Source organism: Noviherbaspirillum sp. Root189, assembly GCF_001428545.1.
GTDB lineage: Bacteria > Pseudomonadota > Gammaproteobacteria > Burkholderiales > Burkholderiaceae_D > Noviherbaspirillum.
This window is the reverse complement of record NZ_LMHZ01000030.1, coordinates 1-17,351: the sequence shown is the minus strand read 5'-3', so window position 1 is coordinate 17,351 and position 17,351 is coordinate 1. Positions and strand designations below refer to the sequence as shown.

The following is a 17,351-nucleotide window of genomic DNA, read 5'->3' as shown; positions in this document are numbered from 1 at the left end:
AAAAATACTACCCAAGCAGTCTTGCAAGCCTCTTGCCTGCGGCCTTGGCCTCGGCAACCATTCTCTCGACATACTCTCCTGCGCTTGGCACGTCGTCCACCATGGCGGCAGCCTGGCCTACCCACACAAGGCTGCTCTCCATATCTCCACCGAAGACACCGCGCTCGTTCGCGTCGGCTTTCACCATCTCGAAAATCGCCTCGCGCGACTGCCCCTCTGCTTCCGCGGATAGAATACGTTCTGTCCACGCATTGGCCAATGCCCTGCCCGGCGTCCCAAGCGAACGCTTAACGACGACAGTGTCCGACGCATTCGCGCGAACGACCGCGTCTTTGTAATTGTCATGGGCAAAGGCCTCTTTCACCGCGATGAATCGTGTGCCGATTTCGACACCGTCTGCACCGAGCGCGAGTGCGGCCGCGAGGCCTGCGCCGTCGGCAATGCCTCCGCCGGCAAGGACCGGTATTCCGACGGCGCGTACGACAAGCGGGATCGCCACGATGGTCGTCAGGTCTGAACGCCCGATATGACCTCCTCCTTCATAACCGACCGTTGCCACGACATGCGCCCCTGCCTGTTCGGCTTTCTGTGCCTGCTCTGGCCCGGAGACGAGCACCATCACTCGAGTGTCCGTGCCTTCAAGCCGCCGGATATATGGCTGAGGATTGCCGCCCGTGAAGGATACTGCTGTCACGCCTTCTTCAATCGTCAGATCGAGTAAAGCATCGATCTTCAGGTGCCCAATGGGAAAATTAACCCCGAACGGCGCTTGCGTCAGGCGCTTGGCCTTGCGAATTTCGGCACGCAGCACATCAGGGTCGGACAGGCCTGCCACAGCGATCTGCCCCATGCCGCCGGCGTTGGACACTGCTGCCGCAAGCTCAGCCTTGGCAATGCGCGCCAATCCGCCCTGGACGATCGGATAGCGGATGTTGAGCGCATGGGTTGCTCGGGTCTCGATCCTGTCCATGGGCGGTATGTGCATCGACGCCGTACTCATAGTCCCAACTCTCTGGCGATAAGCTGCCGCTGGATCTGGGAGGTGCCGCCGCCCACCGTCGCATTGCGCCCATCGCGCCAATGGCGCTGCATGTCGTGATCGGTAGTGTAGGCATGGCCGCCTAGGATCTGCATGCCGGCTGCCGTCACGCGCTGCAGCATCTCGGAGACAAACAGCTTGGCCATGCTGGCCTCCTTGCGGCAAGGGAGGCCACTGTCATAGCGCCAGGCTGCCATTGCTGTCATCCAGCGTGCGGCCTCGATTTCGGTCGCCATGTCCGCCAACATGTGCGCTATGACTTGAAATTCACCGATCCGTCGTCCGAACTGCTGCCTTTCCTTGGCATACGCCAGTGCTTCGTCTAGTGCGCTGCGCGCGCTGCCGAGGTAATTCGCCGCCAAGGTGATGCGTTCGCGCTCCAAGTGGCGTCCGACATAGCCCCAGCCTTTTCCTTCTTCGCCAATCAGGTAATGCCCTGGGATCCTGACATCGTCGAAGAAAATTTCCGTCAGTCCGAGCACACGGCGCCCGATGACGTCGAGCCGACGGATCGTCAGGCCCGGCAAGTCGTTCGGTACCAGGAACAGCGAGATGCCTTCGTGCCTGGTCTTGCCCTTCGCGGTACGGGCTGCAACGACAATCATGTTGTCTGGCGCATGCGCGCCGCTGGAAAACACCTTCTGGCCCCGGAGCACCCAATCATCGCCGTCCCGCCGTGCGCTGGTAGTAAGCGCAGCGGCGTCGGAGCCGGACTGCGGTTCCGTGAGACTGAACGAAAGCTTAAGCTCGCCCTTGGCCACGCGCGGCAAGATCTCGCGCTTGAGTTCTTCTTCCGCGAAATCCGCCAGGATCATTGCGCCCCATCCCTGGAGTCCGATGCGTGTGGCGAAGTCAACGGCGGGCCTGGCCACTTCCTCGAAAAGGATGATGCAATCGGACATCGGGCTGCCGATGCCGCCGTATTCGGCTGGGACAACCATCGACACGAAACCGGCCTCTGCCATCTTAGCATACACGTCTTCGGGGAAGACACCGTCGCGGTCCCATTGACGCACTTTTGACGGCGTGCATTCGGATTGGACGAGGCGCTCAATCGCCTCGCGCAGCATTTTTTGATCTTCAGTCGGTGTAAAACTCATGTTATGCCTCCAAAAAAGGGTCAGCGTTCGCTCATTGCCTCGAAACCCGGGTTCAAATGTAGATGATTCGGCCCGTGCACGATCTCAGGCAGCAACGTATTTCAGCCAGCGCCCGCCATCGACGACCATGTTTTCCCCGGTAACATAGGAAGCCAGATCTGATGCGAGATAAACGGCGGCATTGGCGATGTCGGCTTTGCGCCCCAGGTGTCCCAGCGCCGTCTTTTTGCGCTCCAGCTCTTCGCGCCCGGTTTCCTGGTACATGCGCCGCACTCCTTCGGTGTCGCCGATAGGGCCGGGGGAAATTGTGTTGACACGGATATTGTCCTCACCCCACTCCACCGCCAGCGTCCTTGACAGCGCCAGGATGCCGGACTTCGCGGCAGCGGCATGGGCCGCCCCCGGCCAACCACTCACGCCGAGCATGGTAATGATGCTGATGATGGATCCGCCGAAGGACGAGCGTTTCAGATGTTCGTAGGCGGCATGGCATCCATAGAAGGTACCGTTCAAATCGATGTCGATTACGGTGCGCCACCCGTTGGGCGACAGTTCGGCCGTCGGGCAGTGGAAATTGCCAGCCGCGTTGTTGACCAGAATATCGAGCGCACCAAATTGCTTCACTGTTTTGTCGATGGCGCTCTTGACGTCGTCATAATCTCGCACGTCGGTACGAGTGGCAGCCACCTTGATACCCTGGCCCGCCATGATGGATACGGCGGCATCCAACCGTTCCTGATTGCGGCTTGCCAGCATCACCGTGGCGCCGAGGCGGCCATACATCTCGGCGATCTCCATGCCGATTCCGCTCGCGCCGCCAGTGATGAACGCCACCCTGCCTTCGAGCGTGTCTGCCTTGAACATCTTAATCTCCTCCCGTTATTTATTTAAATTTCTTCAGTATTTCGGCCAATGCCGCCTTGTGTCCTTCAGTTGTCGTCGCCAATGCGAAGGCATCCGCTTCGTGGCTCAACGCGCGCTGCAAGCCTTGCGCCCATTGCTGCGCGCACAATGCCTTGGTTAGCATCAAGGCCTCCCAAGGCAGGTTAAGCAGATCCCTGGCCAAGGTCTGGCTTGTTTGATCAAGCTGCTCGGCGGACACAACGCGACGCGTTAGTCCGAGCCGCTCCGCCTCGGCGGCGGTCAGCGTGCCTCCAGTGAGCAGCAAATCGAGCGCGATACCGGCGTGCAGCTTGGCCTGAAGTAAAAATGAAGCGCCGCCGTCGGGCACAATGCCCAAGCGCACAAACGGGAACACCAACTTGGCATCGTCCGCCATGATCCGAATGTCGGCTGCCAGGGCTAGCGACGCACCGCCACCAACCGCCGCGCCCTGCACCGCCGCGATCACCGGCTTGCGCATCATTGCGATCGTCATATGGTGCGACTGCGCCGTCAGAATGCGATCACGCCATGCCAAAGGCGTCTTAGGTGCGTCGACCAGATCTGCACCGGCGCAGAAGGCTCGCCCCTCGCCGCGCAGCACTACTACTTTCACCTCCTGATCCTCGGCGACGTTGGCCAAGCATTCACCCAGACTGTTCCGCATGGATGTCGAAAGCGCGTTCAGTTTGTCAGGGCGTGAAAGCGTGATGGTCGCTATGCCGCCATCTTTGTGGAGCAAGACTTCTGAAGTGTCCATATACATTTGTCTTCTGTTGAAAAGGAGGATTCGCGATGGAGGCAGTTGAGCAAGCTACATGCCAGTTGACGGACGCCGAACGCGCAACACTGGCCAGCAAGGCTGGTCTTGCGCGGAAACGCATAGATAAGCTCTTGAATTTATGTGTTTTTCTGTGGTGGGCGAGCGTCCGGAGGCACGTCTATGCACAGAATAAACCGGGCTGACACGGCTCCATCTACACCCCGAGAGAACGGGAGTGCATTTATGAAAGACAGTAGCGCTGATAACAGCGAAGACACTACAAATTGCGTGATGCCTGCCGGACCTTTACGCGGGCAGCAAGCAACACTGTAACGGCCAGTAGGCCAATTGCGGCCGTTGCCATGACCACCGAAGAGTTCACTTGCTCGATGAACCGGCCAAACAACGAGACGCCAACCGACTGGCCAAAGAAAAAGCACGCAGAAAAGGCCGCCATCGCCGTGCCTCGCTGCTCCGGTGCAATCTGGGTGGCGCGCGTCTGCAGTGTGCTGTGCAGCATGTAAAAACCTAATCCCACGCAAAAGCATGCCGGCAGGGCCATTTGCCAGGCAGGAGAAAATCCGACCACCAGGAATGAAGCCACCATCAGGACGCCGCCGATGGTAATGAGCCGACGCTCTCCGAGATTGACCAGCTTCCCGGCGCATAGCGCATAAAACAAGCCTCCCAGACCTGCGAGCATCGCAATGGAGCCAGACATACTGAGTGAGATGCCGTATCGGGCATGCAGATGAGAAGGAACGAAAGCCAAGGCCGCGAGGTACAGGGCTCCTTCAAAAAACGAAACAAACAATATCAAACACATAGCTCCGCTCCTCAACTCGCCATCCACCACATGCTCACGGGTGGCGGACATGGCCTGCGGCTGGAGAGCTTGCGGCACCGCCCAGCGCAACATTAACAACAGCGCTAGGCCAACCAGCAGGAAACAAGCGGCAATAGTTCCGAAAACCGATCTCCAGCTAATCGTCTGGTCTGCGGCGAATCCCCCGACGGCGGCGCCGACCGCGACGCCGAGCGACATCCCGATCAACAGCCGGGACAGCGTCGACTGTCTCCGCTCATAGGGTATCGTGTCGCCTACCCAAGCCATGCCCAAGGTCATTACCGCACTGCTTGCCGCTCCACAAAGCAGCCGGGCGGCTCGCAGAGACAAAAAGTCTGGCGCAACTGCACAGGCAAAAGTAGTTATCGAGCACATAACGCACGCCCAGCCCACTACACGGAGCTTTCCGTAGCGGTCGCCCACCATACCGATGAAAAGCAAGCTGACTGCATAAGCCATGGAAAAGTAGGTAATCGTCTGCCCGGCCTCGCTCAGGGATACATTGAATTCTCTACTGAGAAAAGGCAGCATGGGATCCATCACGCGCATGGAAACCCCGGCGCAGAATCCGCCGGTGGCCAGGATTAGCAATAGCATCGACAGCAAGCAGGGGCCAGACAATCTCTTATCGCTAGCGTAGCGGGAGTATCGAGATGACATATCGGTGCGCGTCCAGTCAGGGCAAAATAAAATGGAGGTTACGGAACTAACACTGATGGTCCGTACAGGAATAAGTGGTGCAACTTCGTGGCTATACCGAGACGCAATCCAAGGTGCCCGACGCGCCGCAGTACAAGCCCTGAACAGCCTTCTTGTCTTTCTTCTATAGCGAGCAGGCCCGGATTAGTTCCGGGAAGCGCGATTAGACGAATGGTATGATGCGCATCGCAGGCGCCAGGGTCGTGCAGTCGTTTTTTCAGCAGTCTGCCGAAAGCAAACTATGTGCCCAACAAATGCATTGATACGCCGGCCAAAGCCTGCTTCCCATGCTTTTTCCGCGTACAAACGAGTGACTTTTGCAAAGACACTATTGGCAAGGTAAGCCCATTGAAAGGACACGCAGCCACCTGTATCGCGCCGTTAGAGAATGGAATGGAACTTGCATCACTATAACTCGAAGCAGATTCCATTTGCGACATCCACAATACGAGAGTTAGAGGCCGATATGAAGGAAAACAAAGGACGCGGAGAAAATACACCCGGCCTGCTCGTTGTCATGAATGACATTCCAGCTGAACTGGAAAAGGATTTGAATCGCTGGTACCACGAAGAACATCTGGCGGAGCGGCTCAGCCTGCCCGGCTTCACTTGGGCCCGCCGCTACCGAGCAGTTGGAGGCCAGCCAGCGTACATGGTTGTCTACAAGTGCGAGTCGATCCATGCCCTGCATTCGCCGGCATATCGAAACGTGCTGGATAACCCCACCGAAAGCACAAGGAAAATCATTCCCAGCTTGCAGAACGTCATTCGGGCAGCCTGCCGGGAAACCTGGTCCAGCGGCGACGCTATTGGAGGAAGCGCGGTCATCATCCAATGTAAGGCGATTGAAGGTCGGGAAGATGATGCGCGCCGATTCATTAAGAACGTCCTCGCCGAGCGGTTGAAGGAATCGGGCGGCATGGTTTCTATGTCGCTGTGGGAATCCGACGCTGAGGTTACCGCCGCCTCCAATTCAGAAACCACCCGGCGCAGCTCACCGGATCATTATGCGGATTGGGTAATGCTGGTGGAAAGCTACGATCCTGCGCTTCTTTCCCTGGCATTGCACAGCGAAGTACTCCAATGCGACGGCCAGCGCGATGGCCTGCTGATTGGATCGCTCATCCGTTATGAACTGATGTGCATGTACAAAGCGCCCTGACAACCAGTGAACATTGCCTGCCGTGAGCCTCCAGGCAAGCGAAACTGCTTGGCATCACAGGCGAACCCGTGCACGTCCTTACCCGTACAGGCTTGAAGGCAATCGGCATTTGTTCGCCGATTGCACCGCCTTCAACACCCTGCACCATTTTTACCATCCCCCTTTAAAGGAGTTTAACGAATGATTAACGAGGCCTATATTTGCGACGGAATTCGCACGCCGATCGGACGATACGGTGGCGCGCTGAAAGATATCCGTGCCGACGACCTGGCCGCCATTCCGCTGCGGGCGCTGATGGAGCGAAACGGCAAAGTTGATTGGTCCGATGTCCAAGACGTCATCTTCGGCTGCGCCAACCAAGCGGGCGAGGACAACCGAAATGTCGCGCGAATGGGCTTGTTGCTGGCGGGTTTGCCGATGGAAGTTGGCGGATCGACCATTAATCGTCTGTGCGGCTCCGGCATGGATGCCGTAGGCAGCGCGGCAAGGGCAATCAAATCCGGCGATGCAGGCCTGATGATTGCCGGCGGCGTTGAGTCGATGACGCGGGCTCCGTTTGTCATGGGCAAGGCGGATAGCGCCTTTTCCCGCAGCGTCGAGATCTTCGATACGACGATTGGATGGCGGTTCGTTAATCCGGAAATGCAGCGTGCCTTTGGTGTGGATTCAATGCCAGAAACCGCCGAGAACGTTGCACAGGAATTCAAAATCAGTCGGGAAGATCAGGATCGTTTTGCCCTATCGAGCCAGAACAAGGCGGCACGTGCACAGGAAAGCGGAATCCTGTCTCAGGAAATTGTGCCTGTTACGATAAAGCAGAAAAAAGGCGACCCGATCGTCGTCGAGCACGATGAGCACCCGCGTGCAACCACGCTGGAATCACTGAGCAAGCTCAAGGGTGTAATCCGCCCGGACGGCACGGTAACAGCGGGCAATGCCTCGGGAATCAACGACGGCGCATGCGCGCTTCTGTTGGCCAATGAAGAGTCTGCTAGGCGTTACGGCCTCACCCCTCGGGCCAGAATCGTCGGCATGGCCACGGCAGGCGTTGCACCGCGTGTCATGGGTATCGGGCCAGCACCGGCAACGCAAAATTTGCTCGCAAAGCTTGGCTTACACATTGACAAAATGGACGTCATCGAACTCAACGAAGCCTTTGCGGCCCAAGGTTTGGCGGTGACACGCATGCTGGGCATTGCCGATGACGATCCGCGTGTCAATCCCAACGGCGGAGCAATTGCACTCGGCCATCCTCTTGGCATGAGCGGCGCGCGCCTGATCACGACGGCTACGTACCAGTTACACCGCACTGGCGGCCGCTATGCATTGTGCACAATGTGTATCGGCGTCGGTCAGGGGATCGCGGTTGTACTGGAGCGAGTCTGAATGATAGGCGACAGCGGTTTTAACAACCGCGATTTAGTAATTGATCTGTTCGTACTGGACGTCACCAAGAAGTTTCTCGTCTTGGAAAGTAATTTTGGCTGAAACATATAATACCAATCCCGGACCTTGCCCCGATTTCACGTACAGCAGGAAATTTGATAATTTTCTGTTTGTATGGAGGAATTAATGGAAGAGAAGTCGGTGCCGGTAATCACCCCGGCCAAAAGAAGCGAACAGAAGTAGAATTTTCTCGTTTAGGGAGAGTTCTGCATGAAGAAGTCGAAGTTTTCAGATAGCCAGATAATCGAAGCGCTCAAGCGCGTAGAAGGCGGATTGTCGGTGCCGGAGTTGTGCCGGGAGCTGGGGATCAGCTCGGCGACGTTCTACAAGTGGCGCGCGAAGTACGGCGGGATGGATACGTCGATGATGGCACGGATGAAGGAGTTGGAAGCGGAGAATGCGCGCCTGAAGAAGATGTACGCCGAGGAGCGCTTGAAGGCCGATATCCTCAAGGAGGCGATGTCAAAAAAGTTTTGAGGCCATCTCGCCGACGAGAGATGGCCAAGGAAGCCGTGGAAAGCAAAGGGATCAGTATCCGTCTGGCCTGTGACATCTTCCAGGTCAGCCAGACGTGCTATCGCTACAATGCCAAGCGCAACGCCGAGAACGAAGAAATTGCCCATTGGCTGATGCGCTTGACGGACAACCATCGCAGCTGGGGCTTTGGCCTGTGCTACCTGTATTTGCGTAACGTACGGGGCTACAGCTGGAACCACATGCTGTAATTGCTTTTACTGCATGCTCTAATGGTTGGACTTACCTTCCGTGGAGGGCAACATGGACCAGTATGTGGGCTTAGATGTTTCGCAGAAACTGACGGCAATTTGCGTTATCGACCAGGACGGCAAGCAACTCTGGCGTGGCAACTGTGCCACCTCTCCAGCCTCGATTGCCGCAGTCTTGCAGCAACGGGCTCCCCGGCTCCAGCGGGCCGGTATGGAAACCGGCCCGCTGGCTGTATGGCTTTATCACGGATTACGGCGGTTGGGTGTGCCTATTGACTGTATCCATGCGCGTCATGCCCATGCCGCGCTGGCGAGCCAGCTTAACAAGACCGACACCAATGATGCGCACGGCATTGCGCAACTTACCCGTACCGGCTGGTACCGTCCTGTCGAGATCAAGAGCATGGCAAGTCATGAAGTGCGGCTACTCTTACGCGCACGCCACAAACTGGTTGGCTTGCGCACCGCCATGTACAACCAGATTCGCGGTACCCTCAAGACCTTTGGCGTTGTATTGGCCGCAGGAAAAGGATTGACTTTCGAGCAGCTGGTACTGTCCCAGACTCCGCGCTCCTCGCTGATCCAGCATGTCATCCATGCATTGCTTGATACCTGGCGTCACCTAAACCTACAAATCCGCGACTTCGACAAAGCCATTGCTCGCCTAGCCAACACCAGCCATGTCTGCCGGCGACTCATGACTGTCCCGGGTGTCGGTTCACTGACCGCTGTCGCCTTTGCATCAGCGGTGGACGATCCCGCGCGCTTCAAGCGACTGCAGGACATCGGACCGTATTTGGGACTGACACCGAAGAAGTATCAGTCCGGAGACGTAGACCGCCAAGGCAGCATTTCCAAAACCGGGGGCCCGATGACCCGGCAGCTACTGTTTGAAGCAGCCAGCATCCTGATTACCCGGCTGAAGAAGGAATGCGCATTGCGGCAATGGGCACTTGAACTTGCATCCCGTTGCGGTCTGCGAAAGGCAACCGTGGCGACTGCACGCAAACTGGCTACCGTGCTACTTACGCTATGGCGACAGGACAAAGACTTCGTTCCTGGTTCGGCGTAGCAAAGCACATCAATCAAGGAGGCACAGCTCTCTGACCGATTACGTCGCCGTGACGATTCCTTGACTCTCTTTGCAGCTGCATGGACTACGGGAATCACACTGGAACGTCACAGCGACCATAGATTCTGGCGGCATGTGGTGACACGAAAAACCGTGATCACAAAGACGACAACGAAACAGCAGAGAACGTGTGTTGAATGTTTAAACTACCGGGGAAGAAATTGATCTGATCTACTTGACTGCAATTAGACGACTTGGCTGCAATTAGACGATAAGAGGATTTACCGGATTTATCGCGAGCTGGAGCTGAATCTGCGGATCAAGCCGAGGAAGCGACTGGTCCGAGAGAAGCCGGAGCCGTTAATGGTGCTAATAACGATCAACCAGGTTTGGTCCATGGACTTCATGCATGATCAACTCGGTGACGGCCGCTGCTTCCGGCTGCTGAACGTGATCGATGACTTCAACCGCGAAGCACTGGGCATCGAGATCGATTTCTTCTTGCCAGCCGAGAGAGTGATTCGAGCTCTCGAGCAGATCATCGAGTGGCGCGGCAAGCCGGCCGCCATTCGTTGCGATAACGGACCAGAGAACATCAGCGGCGCCGTACAGGGCTGGGCAGCACGACGGCAAATACGGATCGATTACATCCAGCCCGGCAAGCCTCAGCAAAATGCCTACGTCGAGCGATTCAACCGCACCGTGCGCTACGAGTGGCTATCGCAGTACTACTGGGACGATCTCGAGGAAGTGCAGTTGTTCGCTACGCGGTGGATGTACGACTACAATCATGACCGCCCAGACATGGTCCTGGGCGGCTTCACGCCAAAACAGCGGTTGGCCATGGCCGCGTGATTCTACTTCTGAACGCCCTCAATTCCGGGGGGATTACCATCCATTCTGTTCGAGTTCTGCATACACGATTCCCCCTCTTAATTTGATTTAACCGAACGTGTTGCAGTCACCGGTTGAATCCATCCCCTCTTTTGGCCGGGGAGATTACCAGCACTAGTTAACTGGTTTCATTCCAGATTCCTTAACTATCACACGCCATTTGTTATTTTCACTAATCAAAAATTTTTTAAAATCGACTGGACTATTATTTTCTGTTATGAAGCCCATCTCGGCTATCTTCGTTTTGACGGCTGGCTGCTCAAGAATTCTCATCAGAGACTTGTTAAGCTTTTCCACAATTTCCGGTGGCGTTCCAGCGGGAGCGCCTAATCCATAATAAGAGGATACCTCGTAGTTTGGCACCCCTGATTCTGCAATCGTTGGAATATCAGGAAAATTAGGTGCACGTTTAGCAGTCGTGACAGCCAAAGCCGTAAAATCACCTGACTTGATCAGCCCAGCAGCAGCCGACAAATTGACAAGTCCGATATCAACCACGCCACTTTTAACAGCCACTATAGAAGGCGCATCGCCATTGTATGGAATATGTAATAGGTTAGCCTTGGTTTCCCGCCGAAGGAGTTCGCTAGAAAGATGTGCCGAAGATCCAGCTGCAGGAGCGGCAAAGGCGACTTCTTTCTTTGGGTGGTTAACCGAATAATCCACTAGCTCCTTCAAAGATGAAACATTTAATTTCTTGTTGACAATAATCACGTTTGGCATTTTGGCGATGAGGCCAATTGGCTCAAAATCTTTGATACTGTATGTGACTTTATTATAGAAAAGCTCATTAACAGCTAGGCCGACGGGAACAAGCAAGAGCGTATGGCCATCGGAAGGGGCTGTAGCGACTGAAGACATAGCTAACCCACTATTTGCGCCAGGCTTGTTGACCACTATGAATGGCTTTTTGAATTCCTCCGAAAATTCACGAGCAAGTAATCGAGCCAAAAAATCGGTAGCGCCGCCTGGTGCGAACCCCACCACCATTGTAACCGGCTTACTTGGAAATGAATCTTGGCTATATGCAAAATTGCCAACGAAAGCCCCGCTTATAATTAATGCTAATGCGACTCTCCTAAACCGTTTCATAGTGTCTCCATTATCAGTTCTTGTATTTCTATAATCACTGCTATTTGCCGAGCAAGTACTGGTAGATAATCGCACTATCTCGATCTGCATGGCCAGCATTCGCACAGAGCTGGTACAACTGGGCAGCGGCACTACCTAAGACTGTTCCTGCTCCAACCTCCATCGCAGCTTCCTGGGCAAGCAGCATGTCCTTAAGTAAAAGTTTAGTTGTAAAGCCGTTTGTATAATTTCGACTACTCGGGGCAGTAGGAACGAGTCCAGGAACAGGGCAGGTTTTAGTTAGCGAGAATGACTGGGCACTCCCATTTGACGCCACATCGAAGAAAATTTTATCATCAAGCCCGAGTTTTTTAGCTAACACGAAAGCTTCGCTAAGCGCGATTTTGTTAATGCCTGCAACCATATTGTTGCAGATCTTGGCGGCTTGACCGACACCCTCTGCGCCAGCGTGGATGATGACCTTCCCTATTTGCTCCAGGATCGGCTTTGCGCAATCAAAGACATCACGGTCTCCACCTACCATGATAGTCAACGTTGCAGCCTCAGCGCCGGCAACTGCACCGGTAACGGGGGCGTCCAGCGTGCGAACGCCTTTAGCCCTTCCAAGCGCGTGTAGCTTGCGCGCACTCGGCACACCAGAAGTTGAGCAATCAATCAAAAGATGTCGGCTGGTTGCATGTTCGATGATTCCAGACTCGGCTTCATACATACTGATGACGTGAGGACCAGTGGGAAGCATGGTAAAGACAACTTCAGCGTTTGACATTAGATCTGCAATGTCCACCGCCGCAACACCACCGTTTGATTCAAACTCTTTAACAGCCTTTTCAGAAAGGTCAAGGCCGTATACGACATTACCCTTTTTAACAAGGTTAATTGCCATGGGCAAGCCCATTGTGCCAAGTCCGATAAAACCGATATTTGCCATGATTATTCAGCCTTATTTGATTAAATTGAGCTCGCCAAAAACTTCCTCTGCAGCGCGGAATGCCTCCACACCGGCTGGTATTCCGCAATACACGGCTGCTTGCAGCAAAACTTCCTTAATTTCCTCAACGGAGCATCCGTTATTGATCGCACCCCGGACGTGAAGTCTTAGCTCGGGCCCCTTGTTGAGTGCCGTTAACATTCCGAGCAATATCAAACTACGTGTTCGGTGGTCGATTCCAGGACGCCCCCAGACCGTACCAAAACAGTATTCCTCTGTAATTGCACGAAATTCGGTATTGAAAGAATTTTCCTTTAACTCGCGCTTCGCAAAGTATTCTTCACCCAATACCTTGCGAAGAATTGAACGTCCAGTTTCTCTTATCTGACTCATTTCGACCTCTCAATAAAATATAAAAAGATATGGGCTCAATTTAATCACTTGCTATGCGTTGCGTGAATTGCGAATTTGTAGGGGGCTATAGCGGAAAGGTATGGGGAGGAATTTCGATGATGTTGGCCTCATTACAGCCTGGGGAACATAGCGGACGTATGCTTCGTCAACGCGACAACAACTTCATTGCGACGGTGGTTGTTCCAGTCGTACAATCTTGCGTAGTTTGATCCGGTTGTTGATTTGCTTGGACTTTAGTAATAAGGCGCTTTGGCTTGGAACGGCTGCCCGCTTATGAAATATTCTGGCTAGGTCTTCCGTGCGGGGGCGAGACATGCATTCGGAAGGCAAGAGCGCGTATGTCGACCGATGGCACTCAACTACATAATCAGATAAAGAGAGAAGATAATGGGTTACCAGGATACGAAACTGTTTATCAACGGACGCTGGCAAGAGGCGACAGGGGGCAAGACCATTGCGGTGGTCAACCCCGCTACCGGTAAGGAAATCGGGCGGGTCGCCCATGCCGCGCAGGCGGATCTCCAAGCGGCCGTAGCAGCGGGCAGAAAGGGTTTTGAAACCTGGCGTGACATGACACCTGCCGAACGCAGCGGGATCATGCGTAAAGCCGCTGATTTGCTGCGCGAGCGGGTGGACAGCACCGCCACGCTCATGACCCTGGAACAGGGCAAGCCGCTGGCTGAAGCCAAGGGCGAGGTGCGGGCCGCCGCCGATATCATCGATTGGTTCGCCGACGAGGGCTTCCGGGTTTACGGGCGCATCGTGCCGTCCCGCACCAATCTGGCGATACGCCAAATGGTATTGAAGGATCCGGTTGGCCAGGTCGCCGCATTCACGCCATGGAACTTCCCGATCAACCAGGTGGTGCGTAAGGTTGGCGCGGCGCTCGCGACCGGCTGCTCAATGCTGGTAAAAGGGCCGGAAGAAACGCCGGCAAGCCCCGCGGCGTTGATTCAGGCATTTGCCGATGCGGGCCTGCCACCCGGCGTGCTTGGACTGGTCTACGGGGACCCGGCGGAAATCTCCGGCTTCCTGATTCCGCACCCGGAAATCCGCAAAATTACCTTCACCGGCTCCACTGCGGTAGGCAAGCAATTGGCGGCGCTGGCGGGCCAGCACATGAAGCGCGTGACGATGGAACTGGGGGGCCATGCCCCGGTAATCGTCGCCGAAGATGCCGATATCGAATTGGCGGTCAAGGCGGCCGGCGCGGCCAAGTTCCGTAACGCGGGACAGGTATGCATTTCGCCTACCCGGTTCTTGGTCCATAGGAGCGTTTGCGAAGAATTTACCAAGGCGTTCGCGAAACATGCGCAGGGATTGAAAGTGGGTGACGGACTGGCCGCGGAAACTCAAATGGGGCCGCTCGCCAATCCACGGCGCGTCACGGCAATGGAAGGATTGATACAGGAAGCGGTTGCGCGCGGCGCGACGCTGGTGACTGGCGGCCAGCGTATCAGCAACGCGGGCAATTTCTGGCAGCCCACGGTGCTTAGCGACGTGCCGGCCACCGCGAAGATCTTCAATGAAGAGCCGTTCGGGCCGGTCGCCGCGATTCGCAGCTTCGAGAGGATCGAAGAGGCGATCGCGGAGGCGAACCGCCTGTCTTACGGCCTCGCGGGCTATGGGTTCACGCAATCGCTGAAGTCCGCGGACCTATTGGCGCGCAAGGTGGAAGTCGGCATGATGTGGATTAACATGCCGGCAGTGACTTCGGCCGAGATGCCCTTTGGCGGCATCAAGGAATCGGGCTATGGGTCGGAAGGCGGCCCGGAAGCGCTGGAGGCGTATCTGAACGTTCGGTCGGTCGCGGTGATGAACGGCTGATTGCTGTATTCTGGCATCCTGCTGGTGGTCGGGGCGATCTCAACGCTTCTGGTCCCGGCGCTGCCCAAATCAACTACACGGCTAGGCACCCTGCTTTCGCAGCTTCATTGTAGGAGGTTTGAAGCCGCCATTTTAGAAATGGGATCCAAATGCATTTCAAGCTGCGTCAAATGGAAATTTTTCGTGCCATTATGATAACGGGCTCGATTAGTGGAGCTGCGAGAATGCTATTTATTTCTCAGCCAGTAGTTAGTAGAGCGCTCTCATATATGGAAGATTCATTGAAGATTTCGCTTTTTGTGAGGAAGTCTGGAGCGTTGATACCGACTGACGATGCCCGGATAATTTTTCGTGAAATTGAAGATGTATACATCTCGGCATTACGCGTTGATGAATTGGTGACCAATCTTCGTAGCAAAAAGAAATCCAAAATTTCTTTTTGCTCAAGCCCAGCACTGGGGATAAATCTGGTTCCGCTAGCGATTCGGAATTTTTTGGAAAAGAATGAAGATATAAGGTTTGAGTATAGGACAGTTCTTGTCAAGGACATGCCTATGGATCTTCTGGGAAGGGCCTCTGCATTTGCTATTTCGGTTTGGCCAATAAATCATCCAAATCTCTTATGTGAAACGCTTTTTGAAGGAGAAATGGTATTGGTTGTGCCAAACACGCATCCTCTTGCTTCTGCTGAGACAGTGCAATTAAAAGATCTTGATGGGCAACAGATGATAACTTATCGACAGGATTTGCCTCTTGGCGCGTTCATTCGTGACTTGCTGCTTGGAGCTGGTGTTAAGGTGAACTCAATAGTTGAAATCAATCGCTCCGAACTTGCTTGCTCCCTTGTCCATCAAGGTGTCGGTATCGCATTGGTTAATCGGTTTTGCGTCGACGAGGACATCTGGAACAGGTTGACGGTGAAAGAGATTGACTTTGGTCTACCTGCGTCAGTATGTCTAATCACATCTAGGTTCGAGGTTCTATCTCAAGAAAGTAAAAACTTCATCCAGTTCATTCGCGATGCGTACGGTAAAAGTAGGTTAATTTGATTTTTTATCGAAGTCTGTTTTATTCTAAAACGTATTCAAATGAAATTTAGCGCTGCATACATGCCAACATTGAGATACCGGTGAAGAAAGAAGGATTCTTTTCATTCACCTATCAGAACAAACCAGTCGCCACGAATTGGCTCACAGATGCGCCGAACCGTAGCGCTTCGTCACGCACTTGGTCTGCCAATTCGGGACGGAGCATTACATTGAAGAGTTTCCATTCCTTATCCTCGCCACGCGGTGATCGAGCCCAGCCCGAAATTCCAGTTTGCTTCCGGCCGCTAGCGAACTGGAAGTACGGTTTCAATTTTAAAAACCGTTCAAATACCTGATCCAAGGTCGCCCTTAACGTAATAAGGCCGCTGTCGCTTGCAATCATCTTCAGCTCCGCCATTAGCACCTTTGGTATCTTGGTCAAAATCGGTGTGCGCGCATTAGGCAATTTCGAAGATATTTTGATCGGGCTTCGTCGAAATGGCTGATTTTCTTTGACAGGGTTCACGCTGAGTACATTTGTAATCGCGGCCTGGGCGATGACGCTAACCGACATCGTGGGATACTTTTCTTTTATTGCATCAAGCTGCGTCTCACGCGTGACTATGCATACTGGCCGGTGTCCGGCGTAAGCCGGTAATATGGCGTGAATGGAAAAGGGGAAGCTCCATGAGCCTGATTGCGCGTGTTTTGGAGAAGCTACCTCCCTAGTTAAAAATAAAATTGGCTGAAACGCGTAAGTAATTTTAGCTACATGTCCGTTCTTGGGAAACTTTTCGCATTGAATTAATAACTTACGATGAAATGCGCTGAGATCCTGTGGAAGACCGACTGCGGAGTAAATTTGGCTACAAATTTTCGCTTTTATCTTCCCAGGAAATATCCATAGCCACTTCTATCCAAAGCGGGCACGCGTAATTGCGATTCGTCCCGACTTCTGCATTGGCGATCTTTTCGATAATGACGGCAGCATGCCAGGATAGATTCCATGGCACTTACTACACCGGTATGGCGCATCCAGTAGCAATGCATTCAACCAGTATGGCGTGCATGCTCCACAGTTCCGGCAACTGTCGAACAAATCAATGTCATGGATGGAGCATCTTTACCCTATTGAGCTGATGTGCGACGCTGTAATAGCCGGCATTAAGGCAATTTCAACAAAAGCGCTGACCTCAATCCACCCCCACTGACAGTAGGCAGACTATCGAGTGCATTGAGGACAATGCTTAACTCGAGGCCAGATGTCGATTCACGGAGTTGCCGGGCGTGTCATCGACACAGGGAGCCTGGGTAATCCCCCCGGCAGATAGAGGTGATGGATTCAACTGGTCACTGCAACACGTTCCTTTAAACAATTTGAAGAAGAGAATCGTGATGCAGAGTTCGGACCGAATGGATGACCGGCGCAAGAC

Annotated in this window: 14 protein-coding genes and 2 pseudogenes; 7 read left to right on the top strand and 9 right to left on the bottom strand. The window is 54.3% G+C overall.

Annotation, left to right across the window (positions count from 1 at the left end; genetic code table 11):
- Positions 1-7: 7 nt before the first annotated feature.
- The 5 genes from ASE07_RS17615 to ASE07_RS17595 form a co-directional block, all read right to left on the bottom strand.
- Positions 8-970, bottom strand: coding sequence for an NAD(P)H-dependent flavin oxidoreductase (locus ASE07_RS17615; RefSeq protein WP_057292147.1), 963 nt, complete (start codon positions 968-970; stop codon positions 8-10).
- Between the two features lie 26 nt (positions 971-996).
- Positions 997-2,139, bottom strand: coding sequence for an acyl-CoA dehydrogenase family protein (locus ASE07_RS17610; protein WP_057292146.1), 1,143 nt, complete (start codon positions 2,137-2,139; stop codon positions 997-999).
- A gap of 84 nt (positions 2,140-2,223) precedes the next feature.
- Positions 2,224-3,003, bottom strand: coding sequence for an SDR family oxidoreductase (locus ASE07_RS17605; RefSeq protein WP_057292145.1), 780 nt, complete (start codon positions 3,001-3,003; stop codon positions 2,224-2,226).
- A gap of 19 nt (positions 3,004-3,022) precedes the next feature.
- Positions 3,023-3,781, bottom strand: coding sequence for an enoyl-CoA hydratase/isomerase family protein (locus ASE07_RS17600; protein WP_235548512.1), 759 nt, complete (start codon positions 3,779-3,781; stop codon positions 3,023-3,025).
- 280 nt (positions 3,782-4,061) lie between these two features.
- Positions 4,062-5,228: an MFS transporter gene (locus ASE07_RS17595; protein ID WP_057292143.1), complete on the bottom strand. Its 1,167-nt coding sequence runs from the start codon at positions 5,226-5,228 to the stop codon at positions 4,062-4,064.
- Positions 5,229-5,796: 568 nt separating this feature from the next.
- Between ASE07_RS17595 and ASE07_RS17590 the strand changes: the two genes are divergently transcribed.
- The 5 genes and pseudogenes from ASE07_RS17590 to ASE07_RS17565 all read left to right on the top strand — a co-directional run.
- Entirely contained in the window at positions 5,797-6,492 is a 696-nt protein-coding gene (locus ASE07_RS17590) for a DUF4286 family protein (protein ID WP_156396726.1), read from the top strand.
- A gap of 183 nt (positions 6,493-6,675) precedes the next feature.
- Complete coding sequence (gene pcaF / locus ASE07_RS17585) at positions 6,676-7,878, top strand: 3-oxoadipyl-CoA thiolase (RefSeq protein ID WP_057292168.1); 1,203 nt, start codon at positions 6,676-6,678, stop codon at positions 7,876-7,878.
- A 270-nt stretch (positions 7,879-8,148) separates the two neighbouring features.
- Positions 8,149-8,654 (top strand): annotated as a pseudogene (locus ASE07_RS28155) (transposase); the annotation flags it as partial.
- Positions 8,655-8,715: 61 nt separating this feature from the next.
- The gene (locus ASE07_RS17570; protein WP_057292139.1) at positions 8,716-9,735 is read left to right on the top strand and encodes an IS110 family transposase; all 1,020 of its coding nucleotides are present in this window, start codon (positions 8,716-8,718) and stop codon (positions 9,733-9,735) included.
- Between the two features lie 273 nt (positions 9,736-10,008).
- A pseudogene (locus ASE07_RS17565) lies at positions 10,009-10,590 on the top strand (IS3 family transposase); the annotation flags it as partial.
- 153 nt (positions 10,591-10,743) lie between these two features.
- Here ASE07_RS17565 and ASE07_RS17560 read toward each other — a convergent pair.
- The 3 genes from ASE07_RS17560 to ASE07_RS17550 are packed head-to-tail and all read right to left on the bottom strand — an operon-like array spanning position 10,744 to position 13,042.
- Entirely contained in the window at positions 10,744-11,721 is a 978-nt protein-coding gene (locus tag ASE07_RS17560; RefSeq protein ID WP_057292138.1) for a Bug family tripartite tricarboxylate transporter substrate binding protein, read from the bottom strand.
- Positions 11,722-11,761: 40 nt separating this feature from the next.
- Entirely contained in the window at positions 11,762-12,649 is an 888-nt protein-coding gene (mmsB, locus tag ASE07_RS17555; protein WP_057292137.1) for a 3-hydroxyisobutyrate dehydrogenase, read from the bottom strand.
- Between the two features lie 12 nt (positions 12,650-12,661).
- Positions 12,662-13,042, bottom strand: a complete 381-nt coding sequence (locus tag ASE07_RS17550; RefSeq protein ID WP_057292136.1) for a carboxymuconolactone decarboxylase family protein — start codon at positions 13,040-13,042, stop codon at positions 12,662-12,664.
- Between the two features lie 408 nt (positions 13,043-13,450).
- Between ASE07_RS17550 and ASE07_RS17545 the strand changes: the two genes are divergently transcribed.
- Together ASE07_RS17545 and ASE07_RS17540 are read left to right on the top strand one after the other, a co-directional pair.
- Positions 13,451-14,890 carry an NAD-dependent succinate-semialdehyde dehydrogenase gene (locus tag ASE07_RS17545; RefSeq protein WP_057292135.1) on the top strand — a complete coding sequence of 480 codons (1,440 nt, stop codon included), beginning with the start codon at positions 13,451-13,453 and terminating at the stop codon, positions 14,888-14,890.
- 149 nt (positions 14,891-15,039) lie between these two features.
- The gene (locus ASE07_RS17540; protein ID WP_057292134.1) at positions 15,040-15,939 is read left to right on the top strand and encodes a LysR family transcriptional regulator; all 900 of its coding nucleotides are present in this window, start codon (positions 15,040-15,042) and stop codon (positions 15,937-15,939) included.
- A 112-nt stretch (positions 15,940-16,051) separates the two neighbouring features.
- On the opposite strand, the gene ASE07_RS17535 is transcribed toward ASE07_RS17540, so the two are convergent.
- Positions 16,052-16,492 carry a hypothetical protein gene (locus ASE07_RS17535; RefSeq protein WP_057292133.1) on the bottom strand — a complete coding sequence of 147 codons (441 nt, stop codon included), beginning with the start codon at positions 16,490-16,492 and terminating at the stop codon, positions 16,052-16,054.
- Between the last annotated feature and the right edge of the window lie 859 nt (positions 16,493-17,351).

Bases quoted from the DNA above. Each gene is read 5' to 3' on its own strand.
- ASE07_RS17615 (WP_057292147.1), bottom strand. From the start codon at position 970: ATGGACAGGATCGAGACCCGAGCAACCCATGCGCTCAACATCCGCTAT.
- ASE07_RS17610 (WP_057292146.1), bottom strand. From the start codon at position 2,139: ATGAGTTTTACACCGACTGAAGATCAAAAAATGCTGCGCGAGGCGATT.
- ASE07_RS17605 (WP_057292145.1), bottom strand. From the start codon at position 3,003: ATGTTCAAGGCAGACACGCTCGAAGGCAGGGTGGCGTTCATCACTGGC.
- ASE07_RS17600 (WP_235548512.1), bottom strand. From the start codon at position 3,781: ATGGACACTTCAGAAGTCTTGCTCCACAAAGATGGCGGCATAGCGACC.
- ASE07_RS17595 (WP_057292143.1), bottom strand. From the start codon at position 5,228: ATGCTATTGCTAATCCTGGCCACCGGCGGATTCTGCGCCGGGGTTTCC.
- ASE07_RS17590 (WP_156396726.1), top strand. From the start codon at position 5,797: ATGAAGGAAAACAAAGGACGCGGAGAAAATACACCCGGCCTGCTCGTT.
- ASE07_RS17570 (WP_057292139.1), top strand. From the start codon at position 8,716: ATGGACCAGTATGTGGGCTTAGATGTTTCGCAGAAACTGACGGCAATT.
- ASE07_RS17560 (WP_057292138.1), bottom strand. From the start codon at position 11,721: ATGAAACGGTTTAGGAGAGTCGCATTAGCATTAATTATAAGCGGGGCT.
- mmsB (WP_057292137.1), bottom strand. From the start codon at position 12,649: ATGGCAAATATCGGTTTTATCGGACTTGGCACAATGGGCTTGCCCATG.
- ASE07_RS17550 (WP_057292136.1), bottom strand. From the start codon at position 13,042: ATGAGTCAGATAAGAGAAACTGGACGTTCAATTCTTCGCAAGGTATTG.
- ASE07_RS17545 (WP_057292135.1), top strand. From the start codon at position 13,451: ATGGGTTACCAGGATACGAAACTGTTTATCAACGGACGCTGGCAAGAG.
- ASE07_RS17540 (WP_057292134.1), top strand. From the start codon at position 15,040: ATGCATTTCAAGCTGCGTCAAATGGAAATTTTTCGTGCCATTATGATA.
- ASE07_RS17535 (WP_057292133.1), bottom strand. From the start codon at position 16,492: ATGTCGGTTAGCGTCATCGCCCAGGCCGCGATTACAAATGTACTCAGC.